The sequence below is a fragment of the Bradyrhizobium sp. WCU1 genome (genome assembly GCF_053474805.1).
In genome coordinates, this window is sequence record NZ_CM130280.1 from 5,612,063 (window position 1) to 5,624,722 (window position 12,660).

The following is a 12,660-nucleotide window of genomic DNA, read 5'->3' on the forward strand; positions in this document are numbered from 1 at the left end:
GTATGCGAACGAACATCTTGGGAGCCCTTTGCGCCATCGCAATGATGGCGAGCGCGCAAGCGGCGGTGAAGGAAGAGCCGGTCACCTACACCGACGGCGAGACCACGATGAAGGGCTTCGTGGTCTATGACGACGCGACGCAGGCCAAGCGGCCCGGCATCGTCATGGTGCACGAATGGTGGGGCATCACCCCGCATATCCACAACGAGGCGAAGAAGTTCGCGGAGCAGGGCTATGTCGCCTTCATCGCGGACATGTATGGCGACGCCAAGACCGCCGACAATCCTAAGGATGCAGGCGCGCTGTCCGGCTCGGTGATGAAGGACCCGAAGGTGATGGAGCAGCGCTTCAACGCCGCGCGCGAGCAACTCGCCAAGCAGCCTTCCGTCAATCCGCAGCGGATCGGGGCCGTCGGCTACTGCTTCGGCGGCGCGGTCGTGCTGAACATGGCGCGCACCGGCGCTGATCTTGCGGCCGTTGCCGGCTTCCACGCATCTCTCGGCCTCAATACTCCCGCGCCGGCGCCGGGCACCGTCAAGGCGAAGATCCTGATCCTGAACGGTGCCGACGACCCGTTCGTGAAGCGCGAGCAATACGATGCGCTGAAGAAGGATTTCGACGCGGCGAAGGCCGATTACCGGATCATCGAATATCCCGGCGCCGTGCACGCGTTCACCAACCCCGAGGCCACCGAGCTCGGCAAGAAGTTCAACCTGCCGCTCCGATACGACGCCAAGGCCGATCAGGAATCCAAGGCCGAAGCAGCCAAGCTGTTCGCCGCGAACCTGCAGAAATAGCCGGACCGGCCGCCCGCATGATCAAGGTCATCATTTCGGGCGGCTTCGCTGCGGTCTACCGCGAGGTGCTGCCTGAATTCGAGCGCAGCACCGGCATCAAGGTGGAAACCGGATCAGGAGCGTCGGAGGGTATTGGTCCGAAGACCATCAGGCACCAGCTTGCGCACGGCGCCAAAGCGGACGTCGTGATCCTGTCGCGCGAGGGCCTGCGCGGGCTGCACGAAGATGGCCGGATTCGTGCGGGATCCGAATCGGGCCTCGCGACGGCGCCGCTGGCTGCCGCAGTTCGCGCCGGCTCGCCCAAGCCCGACATCGGCAATGCTGCCGCGCTCAGGCAAGCCTTGATCGACGCCGGCCGGGTGGTGGCGCCAAGCAGCACCAGCGGACGATTTGTTCGCGACCAGGTCGTCCCGAAGCTGAACCTGCCGGACACGGTGACGCTCACCCTCGAGGCGCGCGGCACCGAGGCGGCCGAAGCGCTGCGCGCGGGCAGGGCTGATCTCTCGATCGGGCCGACCAGCGAGTTGGTGCAGGAGACCGGCATCGAGGTCGTGGGTCTGCTGCCTGCTGATCTTCAGCTTGTCCAAACCTTCACTGCCGCAATCGTCGGCGACTCGACAGCCCCTGAAGCGGCCGGGCGCCTGATCGAGTTTCTTTCCTCGGATACCGACCTGCTGCTCGCGGCCATCAGGCGGGCAGGCATGGAGCGGCCCCGCGACTAGACCGCCGCCGCGGACAGGCCTGCATCGATCATGAACTGATGCGAGACGCCGGCTCAGCGACCGCCGGGTGCGACGTTGAGCGGCGCACCCCCGGTCGAAATCGGACCAGATGGTTTGGGCGCTCGAACTGGCGGCTTTCGCGGCTTCGCCGCAGCCTGCGCGACCGGTGCATGCGGCTGCTCGGTGATCGCCGCTGCCGGCACCGGAGCCGAACCCGGGCGCTGCAGCGCGTCGACCTTCGACGTCAGGGCCGCCAGCTGGTCGACGATGGTCTTCAACTGGTCCTGCTGGTCGGCCATCGACTTGCTGAGTGCCCCGATGTCATCCTCGAGCTTCTGCTGGGTCGCGAGCAGATCCGGCAACGTCTCCTTGTCGCCTGCGGCCGTCTTGTCGCTGGCCGCCGTGTTGCCGAGCGACGGAACCAGCGGTGCGATCTGGGGCCAAGCGTAGACGCCCCCGGCACCGGCGCAGGCGAGGACGACGACCAGCAGGAACCACGGCCAGCGGCGGCGAGCGGCAGGAATCGGGCTTGTCGGCGCATGGTGGTGCCATGCCTGATCGGAATCATTGGTCACCTATGCTTCCTAATCCGCTTCGGCAGCAGTTGCAATCGAGGCCGAGTCTGACCACTTTGCAGGCATGTCCCCCTCGTCCGGAGCCCCATTGGCCCCCACGCACACGTCCCAGCTTCTTGAGGAACTCGTCGCTCAAGCACCGGACGGCCCCGTCGACCTCGAATGGCTCCTCAGCAACCTGGACAAGCGGTCCTTCGGCCTGCTCCTGTTGCTTTTGGGGCTCCTGGTGATCATTCCCGGCGTCGCGACGATCGCGACGCTGGCGCTGCTGTTTCCGGCGGTCGAGATGATGCTTGGCCGCAGCGCGCCGGCGTTTCCGCGATTCGTCTCGAAGCGGCAGTTCGATTTCAAGCGCTTCAAGCGGTTCACCGTCTTTGTCCGCCCGATGCTGCAGGCGATCGAACGCATCAGCCGGCCGCGCTGGGACGCGCGTCGCGACGTGATCGACCGCCTCGTCGGTCTGGTGGTGTTCCTGCTGGCCTTCTCGGCAGGCTGGCCGCTGCCGCTGGTCAACGTCATTCCGGGAATGGTGGTCGTGCTGATTGCGATCGCCTATCTGCAGGAGGACGGCCTGCTGCTCACGATCGCGATGGCGGCGGCGCTGCTTTGCCTGCTCGGGCTCGGATGGACGCTCTGGGCATCGTTCGGAGCGGTGATGAGCTGGTTGGGGTTGTAACCTTCGACGTCGGTCGATGCAGATTTCCGCCCCCAGGGGTCGACATCGCGCGCGGGCATGATCATTATCTCGCCGGACGTCGCGGCAAACAGCGACGCGAATGGGGAGAACAAATGCGTTGCATCACGCTCGCGGCAATCGCCGCGTTCAGCCTTGTGTCCACGTCGGCGGTACTTGCCGCCGACAAGAAATACGATCCTGGCGCCAGCGATACCGAAATCAAGATCGGGCAGACCATGCCCTACAGCGGTCCGGCTTCGGCCTATGGCACGCAGGGTAGGGCGGAGGCCGCCTTCTGGAAGATGATCAACAGCCAGGGCGGCATCAACGGCCGCAAGATCACGCTGCTGAGCATGGACGACGGCTACAGCCCGCCGAAGACGGTGGAGCAGACCCGCAAGCTGGTGGAGCAGGACGAGATCCTCGCCGACATCGGCTCTCTGGGCACGCCGACCAATTCATCGATTCAAAAATATCTGAACAGCAAGAAGATCCCGCATCTCCTGATCTCCACAGGGGCCTCGAAGTGGAACGATCCGAAGGAGTTTCCCTGGACCACGCCGTTCTATCCACCCTATGCGCAGGAAGCGAAGATCTACGGCAAGTACATCCTCAAGGAGCTGCCGAGCGCGAAGATCGGCGTGATCTATCAGAATGACGATTTCGGCAAGGACTATCTCAGGGGTTTCAAGGAGGCGCTCGGCGACAAGGCCGGTCTCATCGTCAAGGAGCTCAGCTACGAGGTGACCGATCCCACGATCGATTCCCAAATCGTCAATCTGAAGGCCGCGGGCGCCGACGTGCTGATGACGATCACGACGCCGAAATTCGGCGCGCAGGCGATCCGCAAGGTTGCCGATCTCGGCTGGAAGCCGACGCACTTCATCGTGTCGGTTGCGAGCTCGATCGGCGGTGTGCTCGAGCCTGCGGGCCTCGAAGCATCCACCGGACTGATGACGGCGCTGGCGACCAAGGTGGTGGGCGATCCGGCCTGGGATACCGACAAGGGCGTGCAGGACTATCTCGCCTTCATGAAGCAGTGGTATCCCGAGGGCAATCCGATCGATGGCAGCAACCAGATCGGTTATCTCTCCGCGCAGTTCACGGCCATCATCCTGAAGAACTGCGGCGACGAGCTGACGCGCGAAAACCTGCTGAAGCAGGCCACCAACATCAGCAAGGTCTCGCTGCCGCTTTTGCTTCCCGGCATCACGGTCTCGGTGTCGCCGACCGACTATTCCACCTTCGACACGTTCAAGCTCGCGAAGTTCGACGGCAAGACCTGGAAGTTCTTCGGCGAGAACATCAGCACGGCGTCGCGCTGAGGACCAGCGAGACGTGGCCATGCCGGTCGGCATCCCCTGGGCGCAGCAAACTGTCTGCACCTAGGCCCGAGCGTCTCGTCGTGGCAGTTGCGATGGTGGCTGCCACGGCCGCTGGTGGCCCAGAGCTGATATCGCAAAGGCGCGGTTCGATGTCGACGATCGATCCGCTTCAGGCACCAACATTCGCGCCCGGCGAACCCGCCATTGCCCAACCTCGCATTGACCACGCGGACGTGGCCGGGCACTGCGTGCGGGCAGTGTCGTTGAACGGTCGCAAGAGCCGACGGGAATACCGCCGTATCGAATTTTGCAGTGCAGCAATGGCGCAATCGGCCCCTGCTAAAGGGGCAATGGCAATCGTCGTTGCTTCTCTGTAATGGTGCGACCGGATGTCTCGGGGCCGGTCTCGTGCCCCGCAATTACGCGGGAGGAAACATGCGTAAATTCATTTTGGCTGCGGCGTCGATCGCGGCCTTGAGCTTTGTCGGGCAGGCGTCGGCGCAGTCGCCGATCGTCCTCAAATTCAGCCACGTGGTGGCCTCGGATACGCCGAAGGGCAAGGCGGCGGACAAGTTCAAGGAGCTCGCCGAGAAGTATACCGGCGGCAAGGTGAAGGTCGAGGTCTATCCGAACTCGACGCTCTACAAGGACAAGGAAGAACTCGAGGCATTGCAGCTCGGCGCGGTGCAGATGCTGGCGCCGTCGAACTCGAAGTTCGGCCCGATTGGCATCAAGGAATTCGAAGTCTTCGATCTGCCCTACATCCTCCCCGACCTGAAATCGCTGCGCAAGGTGACCGACGGTCCGCTCGGCGCCCAGCTGCTCAAGAAGCTCGACTCCAAGGGCATGACCGGCCTCGCTTATTGGGACAACGGCTTCAAGCAGATGAGCGCGAACAAGAAGCTGGTCGCGCCTTCCGACTACAAGGGGCTCAAATTCCGCATCCAGTCGTCGAAGGTGCTGGAGGCCCAGTTCCGCGCGCTCGGTTCGATACCGCAGGTGATGGCGTTCTCGGACGTCTACCAGGCGCTGCAGACTGGCGTGGTCGATGGCCAGGAGAATACCTGGTCGAACATCTACACCCAGAAAATGCATGAGGTGCAGAAGTACGCCACCGTCACCAATCACGGCTACATCGGCTATGTCGTGGTCGTGAACAAGAAGTTCTGGGACGGCCTGCCGGGTGATGTCCGCGACGAGCTCTCCAAGGCGATGAAGGAAGCCACCGACTACGGCAACAACCAGTCGGCCAAGGAAAACGACGACGCGCTCGCCGAGATCAAGAAGGCCGGCAAGACCGAGATCGTGACCTTGACGCCGGAGCAGGACGAAGCGATGCGCAAGGCGATGCTGCCGGTCTACAAGGACGTCGCCTCGCGCGTCGGCCAGCCGCTGATCGACGAATTCCTGAAAGAGACGGGCCGCAGCCCGATGAACTAAGGCGTGCTTCACCTCGCCCCGCTTGCGGGGAGAGGTCGAAATTCAAGCGGAGCTTGAATGTCGGGTGAGGGGGAGGCTCCGCGAGCGCAATGATCAACTTGCGCGCGGATGGAGCCCCTCACCCCAACCTTCTCCCTGTAAGAACGGGGGGAGGGAGATCAAGTGCTCTGGCCGCGGGGGCGGCCATGACAGGGGAGATCTATGCTGCTGAAGATTCTGGACCGGCTCGAGGAAATCATCATCGCGAGCCTGATGGGCGCCGCGACCCTGCTGACTTTCGTCACGGTCGTGCACCGATTCCTGGTCGACGTTCCCGTGCTCTATCCGTACTTGTTCGGCATCAATCTCGCCTGGTCGCAGGAACTCTGCATCTACATGTTCATCTGGATGGCGAAGTTCGGCGCCGCCTATGGCGTGCGCACCGGCATCCATGTCGGCGTCGACGTGCTGATCAATCGCTTCAATGACACCTGGCGCAAGCGCACCATTACCTTCGGCCTGCTCGGCGGCGCGCTGTTCACCGCGATCGTCGGCACCATGGGCGCCAAATTCGTCTACGAGCTGATGCACACCGACCAGGTCTCGCCCGACATGGAGATCCCGAGCTGGATCGTCTACGCCTGCATCCCGCTCGGCTCTTACCTGATGTGCTTCCGCTTCCTGCAGGTGTGCTGGAATTACTGGTGGACCGACGAGCTGCCGCACCATGACGCCTCCCATGTCGACGGCGTCGAGACCAGCAAGACCGCGCCCGTCGCGCTTGGAGAAGCGTGATGAGCGCCGCACTTATCTTCGGACTGCTGTTTGCCCTGATGCTGACGGGCATGCCGATCTCGATTTCGCTCGGCCTGACCGTGCTCACCTTCCTGTTCACGATGACCGAGGTGCCGATCGAGAGCGTCGGCCTGAAGCTGTTTTCGGGTCTCGACAATTTCGGCATCATGGCGATCCCGTTCTTCATCCTGGCCGGCACCTTCCTGACCCGCGGCGGCGTCGCGCGGCGCATGATCGCATTCACGACCTCGCTGGTCGGGCATCTGCCCGGCGGCCTCGGGCTTGCCGGCGTCGCAGCCTGCGCGATGTTCGCGGCGATCTCCGGCTCGAGCGTCGCAACCGTGGTTGCGATTGGCTCGATCATGATGCCGGCGATGGTCGATCACGGCTATCCGAAGCGGTTCGGCGTCGGCGTGATCTCGACCTCGGGCGCGCTCGGCATCCTGGTGCCGCCCTCGATCATCCTGGTGCTCTACGGCGTCTCCACCAACACCTCGATCGGTGCGCTGTTCATGGCCGGCATCGTGCCGGGCGTGCTGCTCGCGCTGATGCTGGCCGCGGTGACCTTCTTCGTCGCCCAGCGCAACGGTTATCCGAAGATGCCGCGGGCGACCATCGGCCAGCAGTTCACGGCATTCCGCGAAAGCATCTGGGGCCTGCTGCTGATCGCGATCGTGCTCGGCGGCATTTATGGCGGCGTCTTCACGCCGACCGAAGCCGCCGCGGTCGCCGCGACCTACGCCTTCTTCATCACCGTGTTCGTCTACAAGGAGCTGAAGCTCTCAGAGGTGCCGAAGGTGCTGCTGCAAGCGGCGAGCATGAGCTCGATGCTGCTCTACATCATCACCAACGCGGTGCTGTTCTCGTTCCTGATGACGCATGAGCAGATCCCGCAGGAGATGGCGGCCTGGATCATCGACAAGAACTTCTCGGTGTGGATGTTCCTGCTGGTCGTCAACGTCATCCTGCTGCTCGCCGGCAACGTGATGGATCCGTCGTCGATCCTGTTGATCATGGCGCCGATCCTGTTTCCGCTGGCGACCAAGCTCGGTGTGCATCCGGTGCATCTCGGCATCCTGATGATCGTCAACACCGAGGTCGGGCTGTGCCATCCGCCTGTTGGCCTCAACCTCTACATCGCGAGCAGTATCGCCAAGATGGGCATCAGCGAGATCACGATCGCGGTGCTGCCGTGGCTGTGCGCGATGCTGGTTTTCCTCGGCCTGATCACCTACGTGCCGGAGATCTCGCTGTGGCTGCCGCGGCTATTGGGAATGATCTGAACCAAGGCGCAACATTTGCGCTTTGGATGTTTCTGGCGGGCAATGAAGCGGATTACATCTTGGTAAGAGAGGTCTCTCTGTCTAATCCGTAAGTTGAAGGCTGTCGCGGGCGGTATCATCCTAAAAGCAACCCTTGAAGGAGGTTTGCATGAGGAACGTTCTGCTCGCCGGCATCGCAGCGCTCACGGTAGCCGGTTCGACCGCGGTCTATGCCCAGCATCGCCCCTGGTTCCATGGCCATACGCAGATGAGTCAAGAGGATCGGGCCGCCTTTCTCGACGCGCGCATCGCAGCCGTGCATGCCGGGCTGAAGCTGACCGCCGATCAGGAGAAGCTGTGGCCGCCGGTGGAAGCCGCGGTGCGCGACTTCGCCAAGATGCGGCTCGATCGCGCCAATGCGCGGATGACCGCGGAGAAGACCGATGCCGACAAGGCCGCGAGGCCGGATGATCCGGTCACTCGCCTGCGCGAGCGTGCCGACAACATGGCGGCGACCGCCACCTCGCTGAAGAAGATCGCCGATGCCGCCGACCCGCTCTACAAGACGCTCGACGACAACCAGAAGCGGCGGCTGACCATGCTCACTCACATGGAGGGGCGCGGCTTCGGTTCCGAGGGCTGGCGGCGCCATCGGCTCGAGCGCGACATGGACCGCTGGGAGCGCGGCGGCCGCGACCACCATTTCAACCGCGATGACGGCCCCGATCAGGAGCGCTCCGGCAGGCTCTGAATGCCAGCTGCCCGGCATCCTCGCCAAGCCCATGAAAGGCCGCCGGAATCCAGCGGCCTTTCGGCTGGCGGCAGGGTTGGTAAAAGTCGGGAAAACTTGCGCGAGCTTGCTGGACATCGCGGAATCGCTTTGCTAAACGACGGCCTCTCTTGCGAGGGTCATTTCCGGACAAGTTCCGGGCGCATAGCTCAGTTGGTAGAGCAGCTGACTCTTAATCAGCGGGTCCCAGGTTCGAGCCCTGGTGCGCCCACCAATCAAATCAATAGGTTGGCAGCCCTTCGCGAGATCAAAACTAGAACCTGTCAGCGGGTCTTTGAACAGTCTTTGACGTAAACGAGCCCGGTTCGTTCCCCTCGACCTTACAAGCTCCTGACGCAAACATGCCAGCGAGCTTCGCCATCGCGCTCTCCGCCAGGCGCAGATCGCGCCCGAGGTAGTGCCGGTCCAGAATGTGCTCCACGTCCTTCAGGCTGTGGCCGGTGAACGTGGCGATCTCCGGCACTGTGCATTCGGCGAGCGCCAGGCGCACCACCGCTGAGCCGCGCAGATCGTGGAACGTCAAGTCCTCGTTGATCCCCACGTCGATCAGGGCGTCGCCCCAGGACGACCGGAAGCCGTCCTCTGTCCACGGCTTGGCCCGAGAGTTGGTCAGCACCAGCGGCCCGACCCGCTTCATGGAGTCGAGGTAGGTCTTGAGCACGGGGCTGACAGGGATGGTGACCCGCTTGGCCTTGGCGACCTTGCCGTGGCGTATGGTCTTGCGCTGCGTGAGCCTGATGTAGGTTCCGTCGTAATCCGACCAGCGCAGGCGGATCAGATCGCCCTCCCGCTGGCCGGTCCAGATCGCGAGCATGAGCGCGTCGACGATCCGCTCCGGGGCTTTCTCGATCATGAGCCCGAGCTGCGCTTCGGACCATATCTTGTCGAGGCGATCCCCGCCCTCGTAGAGACGGCCGCCGCGCTCGCAGGGATTGACGCTGATGCGTCCGCGATCCTTGGCGACGGAGAAGATGCGGGCGAGCACGGTCCACGCATAGTCGGCCTTGCGAGGCTTGTCTGCGAACCCATCGCGCCAGGTCTTGAAGACGCCACGCGCGCCCTTCTGTTCGACGGCCGCAATCGGCATCGTGCCGAACTCTTGCTCGATGAGGGCGATGTAACGGAGGTAGTCTTTCTTCGTCTTGTCGCTGAGCACTCGGTACTCGGACGACGCTTTGAACTCGACGATGAGCGCGAAGACCGTGGCGTCTGACACGGTCTTCTTGCTCGCTATGTGCTCGTTGAACTCGGTGATGAATGCGGGCGTGCCGTACTTCGCCTTGATGCGGGGGCCGCCCTTCCACGCGTAGTAGTACCGACGCTTCTTGCCGCCGCCGATCTTGGCGTCGGACCAGAACAGGCCGAACAGGTCTACGCGCATCACGCTCTCCTAGCTGACAGCCCTCCGCCTGGAAGCCTGCCAGTCTGCGAGGGGATCGCCCGAGACGGTCTTTTCGGTAGGCAGACCGGAAGCCCGGTCCAGATACCAATCAATCGCCTTGCGGTCCCACCGCTGCGTGCCGGGGATCGCCCCCGGCACAATACCCCTCTTGACCCAGGTGTCGAAGGCGTCGGTGCTGCACCCGCAATAGGCTGCCGCGTGTTCCTTCGTCAGGCCGCGAGGGGCGATCTGGTCGGCGGGTAATATCACAGACCTTACAGTCTGTCCACAGGGATCGACGCCACGAACGACTTGGCCCGGCCGTAGAAGTATGCCCGTTGCTTGCACCGTTCGATATGCGAGTCCCGAGAGGGCGACGGCGGTTCGTTCAGCATATTGTCGACCGCCCTGCCTGCGATGTCCTCGGCGCTCGCCAGCGCGTCGTAGGCGTCGTCGAGAGCCTTCCGGCGCACCGCCACCAGGCGCAGGCGGCGCTTGGCGTGAAGGTCCCAGGCCACGATGCAGAGCAGGGCGGCCACGCTACCGTAGGTCAGGATGAGAGCCTGATCGTAGAAGTTCATGCCGCCAGCCTTTCCTGCTCGACCGTACCGGCCCCGCTGCGCGGATTGTTGTCGGGGGTGGGGTAGGCCTTCGCCAGGACGTTGACGCCTCGCACCCATGCGGCGTTGAGCTGCTTCATGGTCTCGGTGCTCGGGCACTTCACCAGCTCGACGATCAGGCCGCCGATCTCGTCGGCGATGTCCTTCAACATCTTGCGGATCAGGATGTCGGGACAGGCCTTCGAGGCTTCCCGCAGTTCGAAGAGAAACGACTTCATTGACCAAACCCAATAAGGTTAGCGACGACGATGAGAATCTTGACCGCGATCATCAGGCCGCATCCGAGGGAGACACCGCCTACGATGCCAATGGCGGTCCCCTTCAGGATCGCCACGGCGCATTGCTTGAAGCTCCGCATCAGTCTGTCTCCACGCGTTTGAAGTAGACGCGGTAGACCGAGAAGCGGGTCTTGACGATCACGTCGCCGTGTTGGTCGAAGAACATCTCTTCGATGCGGCTTGTGGTGATCGGCTCGCCGTCGATGAAGCGACCCTTGGTGTCGCCGTAGACAGGGCCTTTGACGCAAGGCGCATGCGTCGGATCGCTGGCCGTATCGTTGTAGAAGACCGCTTCCTTGATAGTGCCGTGGACCTGCATAGGTTCCTTTCCGAGAGGCTTGCGATTCTCCGCCCACACGAACTTGTTCTCCGTGGGGCTGAGCGACTTCGAGTTCTGATCGCCAAGCGTCTCGGCGACGAGAGCCCACATGGGGTGATGGTGGGAGCCCGCGCCGAGCCTCCACTGCGTCGTGTTCTGATTGACGAACTCGCGGAAGAGGCGCAGCGCGGTTGTCGGGTCGATGGCGGCCATCAGAACTTCTTCCCGTTGGCAGCCAGGCGCTTCCGGCTTGTGGTCCGCGCGATGCTTGTTGTACTCGCGCTTCTCGGCGACAGCGGTCCACAGGTCGTAGCCGTGCTGCTTCGCGTACCCTTCGATCAACGCGATGGCGTGGATCAGCCGCAACGCGCGATCGCGATTCGACATTGCCCGGTTGACGTTCGTCACCATGCGGCTGATGCGGAGCAACGCCTGACCCTTGTTGGCCGGGAGATCGTCGACAGGGGTCTTGAAGTTGAACGACGACGAGAGCGGAATGCTACCGAGGATGTCCCCGATGCGAATGACAGCGTCGGCCAACTCGACTTCCGCCATCTTCCGCTTCGGCAGATGGTCGTCCATCAAGTTCTTGCGCTCACCTTCCATACACTCCGCCAGCTCGGACACGACGAGCATGAGCATCTCGCCCATGTTGCGGTTGAGCTTTTCGCCGGTCGCCGGATCGTGCCACCAGTGCGCGTTGGCCGCATGGACTTCCTGCGCCCATGCGTTCAGGCTTGCAGGACGGCCCTGCTCGAAGCGACGAAAGTCCCATCCCCCGCTCTCGCCCTTGTTGTAGTCGTCGTTTTCGAGAACAGCGTATCCGTTGTGGAAGCCGACGATGTTGTACGTCTTGCCGACCGTTAGACGACGGTTACCCTCGATGCAGCGAGCGGGGCCAAGCTTCAGCGCGCCCTTCTTCCGATTCCACACGTCAAGCGCCTTCTCGGCCTGTGCGCGCGTCACGAACATCGACGCCGAGGGCGGAACGTCGCCAGCCGTGAACAGGTCATCGTCCTCGTTGACACGCGGGTCGATGTACGGCGTGCCGATCCACGGACGCTGCTCCTGCATGCGGGGCAGGGCGCGCGACGACGGACGCATCTGTTCGCCGTACAGTTCGCGCGGCGCGAGCGGCTTGGCGTCTGCGGGCAGAACGTCCTCGTTGAAGGACGCCTCGCGGTCGCGCAGCGCGTTCGCGACCTCGGACGGTTCGAGGCGTTGCGGCAACTCGGCCAGTTTCTTGCGGGCGAACTCCGCGACGGCCGGGAGGTCTTCCGGCTTCACGTCGGTCAGCCGGTTGGCCTTTCCGTGGACCCTGACGGCCGTGACAACGTGGAGCCTGTCGGGGTACGCGTCGCGCAGCTTCACCAAGAGCGCCTTGACCTCAGAGTGCGTCAAGGTGGGAGGCGCAGGCGGAGCGCCGGTCTTCGCAAAGGCGATCAGATCGGCACGGAGCTGCGCCGCCATCGCAGTTTCGATAGCCTCGCGCGTCGCACGATAGCTGCCGCCGAAGTCCTTCGGGATGAGAAACAGAACAGTGGGGGTCATGGTAGGTGACAATCCTTACAGGCCAGACGCAGAAAGATAGGACCGGAGGGCGATGGTCCCGTGTGATGACGTTCCGAGGTAGGCGTCGAAGAACCAACCGCGCTCGCGCGCTATCGACACCCACGCCTCTCGAAAGATGTAGTTGAAGCG

General features: G+C 63.2%; 15 protein-coding genes and 1 tRNA gene. 10 read left to right on the forward strand and 6 right to left on the reverse strand.

Annotated elements, in window-relative coordinates:
* Positions 1 to 2 precede the first annotated feature (2 nt).
* Together ACTUWL_RS25895 and ACTUWL_RS25900 are read left to right on the forward strand one after the other, a co-directional pair.
* Positions 3 to 797 (forward strand): dienelactone hydrolase family protein, encoded by a 795-nt coding sequence (locus ACTUWL_RS25895; protein ID WP_021078985.1) that lies wholly within the window; start codon positions 3 to 5, stop codon positions 795 to 797.
* Between the two features lie 17 nt (positions 798 to 814).
* Positions 815 to 1,519, forward strand: coding sequence for a substrate-binding domain-containing protein (locus ACTUWL_RS25900; RefSeq protein ID WP_021078984.1), 705 nt, complete (start codon positions 815 to 817; stop codon positions 1,517 to 1,519).
* Between the two features lie 53 nt (positions 1,520 to 1,572).
* On the opposite strand, the gene ACTUWL_RS25905 is transcribed toward ACTUWL_RS25900, so the two are convergent.
* On the reverse strand, positions 1,573 to 2,094 hold the full coding sequence (locus tag ACTUWL_RS25905; protein ID WP_021078983.1) for a hypothetical protein: 522 nt from the start codon (positions 2,092 to 2,094) through the stop codon (positions 1,573 to 1,575).
* 88 nt (positions 2,095 to 2,182) lie between these two features.
* Between ACTUWL_RS25905 and ACTUWL_RS25910 the strand changes: the two genes are divergently transcribed.
* From ACTUWL_RS25910 to ACTUWL_RS25945, 8 genes are all read left to right on the forward strand, one after another.
* Complete coding sequence (locus tag ACTUWL_RS25910; RefSeq protein WP_021078982.1) at positions 2,183 to 2,770, forward strand: exopolysaccharide biosynthesis protein; 588 nt, start codon at positions 2,183 to 2,185, stop codon at positions 2,768 to 2,770.
* Positions 2,771 to 2,883: 113 nt separating this feature from the next.
* Positions 2,884 to 4,095 (forward strand): ABC transporter substrate-binding protein, encoded by a 1,212-nt coding sequence (locus ACTUWL_RS25915; protein WP_021078981.1) that lies wholly within the window; start codon positions 2,884 to 2,886, stop codon positions 4,093 to 4,095.
* Positions 4,096 to 4,244: 149 nt separating this feature from the next.
* Positions 4,245 to 4,472 (forward strand): hypothetical protein, encoded by a 228-nt coding sequence (locus tag ACTUWL_RS25920; protein WP_146160353.1) that lies wholly within the window; start codon positions 4,245 to 4,247, stop codon positions 4,470 to 4,472.
* A 58-nt stretch (positions 4,473 to 4,530) separates the two neighbouring features.
* The gene (locus ACTUWL_RS25925) at positions 4,531 to 5,535 is read left to right on the forward strand and encodes a TRAP transporter substrate-binding protein (RefSeq protein WP_021078980.1); all 1,005 of its coding nucleotides are present in this window, start codon (positions 4,531 to 4,533) and stop codon (positions 5,533 to 5,535) included.
* A 201-nt stretch (positions 5,536 to 5,736) separates the two neighbouring features.
* Positions 5,737 to 6,309 (forward strand): TRAP transporter small permease, encoded by a 573-nt coding sequence (locus ACTUWL_RS25930; protein ID WP_021078979.1) that lies wholly within the window; start codon positions 5,737 to 5,739, stop codon positions 6,307 to 6,309.
* Complete coding sequence (locus tag ACTUWL_RS25935) at positions 6,309 to 7,592, forward strand: TRAP transporter large permease (protein ID WP_021078978.1); 1,284 nt, start codon at positions 6,309 to 6,311, stop codon at positions 7,590 to 7,592. Before ACTUWL_RS25930 ends, ACTUWL_RS25935 begins: the two co-directional genes overlap by 1 nt.
* 148 nt (positions 7,593 to 7,740) lie before the next feature.
* Complete coding sequence (locus tag ACTUWL_RS25940; RefSeq protein ID WP_021078977.1) at positions 7,741 to 8,322, forward strand: Spy/CpxP family protein refolding chaperone; 582 nt, start codon at positions 7,741 to 7,743, stop codon at positions 8,320 to 8,322.
* Between the two features lie 177 nt (positions 8,323 to 8,499).
* Positions 8,500 to 8,575 (forward strand) — tRNA-Lys (locus ACTUWL_RS25945).
* Positions 8,576 to 8,614: 39 nt separating this feature from the next.
* Here the strand turns inward: ACTUWL_RS25945 and ACTUWL_RS25950 are convergent.
* The 5 genes from ACTUWL_RS25950 to ACTUWL_RS25970 all read right to left on the reverse strand — a co-directional run bounded on the left by ACTUWL_RS25950 (position 8,615) and on the right by ACTUWL_RS25970 (position 12,510).
* Entirely contained in the window at positions 8,615 to 9,742 is a 1,128-nt protein-coding gene (locus ACTUWL_RS25950; protein WP_063739361.1) for a tyrosine-type recombinase/integrase, read from the reverse strand.
* Between the two features lie 275 nt (positions 9,743 to 10,017).
* Complete coding sequence (locus ACTUWL_RS25955) at positions 10,018 to 10,323, reverse strand: hypothetical protein (protein WP_030529752.1); 306 nt, start codon at positions 10,321 to 10,323, stop codon at positions 10,018 to 10,020.
* Positions 10,320 to 10,580, reverse strand: coding sequence for a hypothetical protein (locus ACTUWL_RS25960; protein ID WP_030529751.1), 261 nt, complete (start codon positions 10,578 to 10,580; stop codon positions 10,320 to 10,322). The genes ACTUWL_RS25955 and ACTUWL_RS25960 overlap by 4 nt, the downstream gene beginning before the upstream one ends.
* Entirely contained in the window at positions 10,577 to 10,720 is a 144-nt protein-coding gene (locus ACTUWL_RS25965; protein WP_157852804.1) for a hypothetical protein, read from the reverse strand. Before ACTUWL_RS25965 ends, ACTUWL_RS25960 begins: the two co-directional genes overlap by 4 nt.
* Entirely contained in the window at positions 10,720 to 12,510 is a 1,791-nt protein-coding gene (locus ACTUWL_RS25970; protein ID WP_112921572.1) for a hypothetical protein, read from the reverse strand. Before ACTUWL_RS25970 ends, ACTUWL_RS25965 begins: the two co-directional genes overlap by 1 nt.
* Positions 12,511 to 12,660 lie beyond the last annotated feature (150 nt).

Bases quoted from the DNA above. Each gene is read 5' to 3' on its own strand.
- ACTUWL_RS25925 (WP_021078980.1), top strand. From the start codon at position 4,531: ATGCGTAAATTCATTTTGGCTGCGGCGTCGATCGCGGCCTTGAGCTTT.
- ACTUWL_RS25935 (WP_021078978.1), top strand. From the start codon at position 6,309: ATGAGCGCCGCACTTATCTTCGGACTGCTGTTTGCCCTGATGCTGACG.
- ACTUWL_RS25965 (WP_157852804.1), bottom strand. From the start codon at position 10,720: ATGCGGAGCTTCAAGCAATGCGCCGTGGCGATCCTGAAGGGGACCGCC.
- ACTUWL_RS25970 (WP_112921572.1), bottom strand. From the start codon at position 12,510: ATGACCCCCACTGTTCTGTTTCTCATCCCGAAGGACTTCGGCGGCAGC.
- ACTUWL_RS25920 (WP_146160353.1), top strand. From the start codon at position 4,245: ATGTCGACGATCGATCCGCTTCAGGCACCAACATTCGCGCCCGGCGAA.
- ACTUWL_RS25940 (WP_021078977.1), top strand. From the start codon at position 7,741: ATGAGGAACGTTCTGCTCGCCGGCATCGCAGCGCTCACGGTAGCCGGT.
- ACTUWL_RS25960 (WP_030529751.1), bottom strand. From the start codon at position 10,580: ATGAAGTCGTTTCTCTTCGAACTGCGGGAAGCCTCGAAGGCCTGTCCC.
- ACTUWL_RS25895 (WP_021078985.1), top strand. From the start codon at position 3: ATGCGAACGAACATCTTGGGAGCCCTTTGCGCCATCGCAATGATGGCG.
- ACTUWL_RS25915 (WP_021078981.1), top strand. From the start codon at position 2,884: ATGCGTTGCATCACGCTCGCGGCAATCGCCGCGTTCAGCCTTGTGTCC.
- ACTUWL_RS25950 (WP_063739361.1), bottom strand. From the start codon at position 9,742: ATGCGCGTAGACCTGTTCGGCCTGTTCTGGTCCGACGCCAAGATCGGC.
- ACTUWL_RS25930 (WP_021078979.1), top strand. From the start codon at position 5,737: ATGCTGCTGAAGATTCTGGACCGGCTCGAGGAAATCATCATCGCGAGC.
- ACTUWL_RS25900 (WP_021078984.1), top strand. From the start codon at position 815: ATGATCAAGGTCATCATTTCGGGCGGCTTCGCTGCGGTCTACCGCGAG.
- ACTUWL_RS25955 (WP_030529752.1), bottom strand. From the start codon at position 10,323: ATGAACTTCTACGATCAGGCTCTCATCCTGACCTACGGTAGCGTGGCC.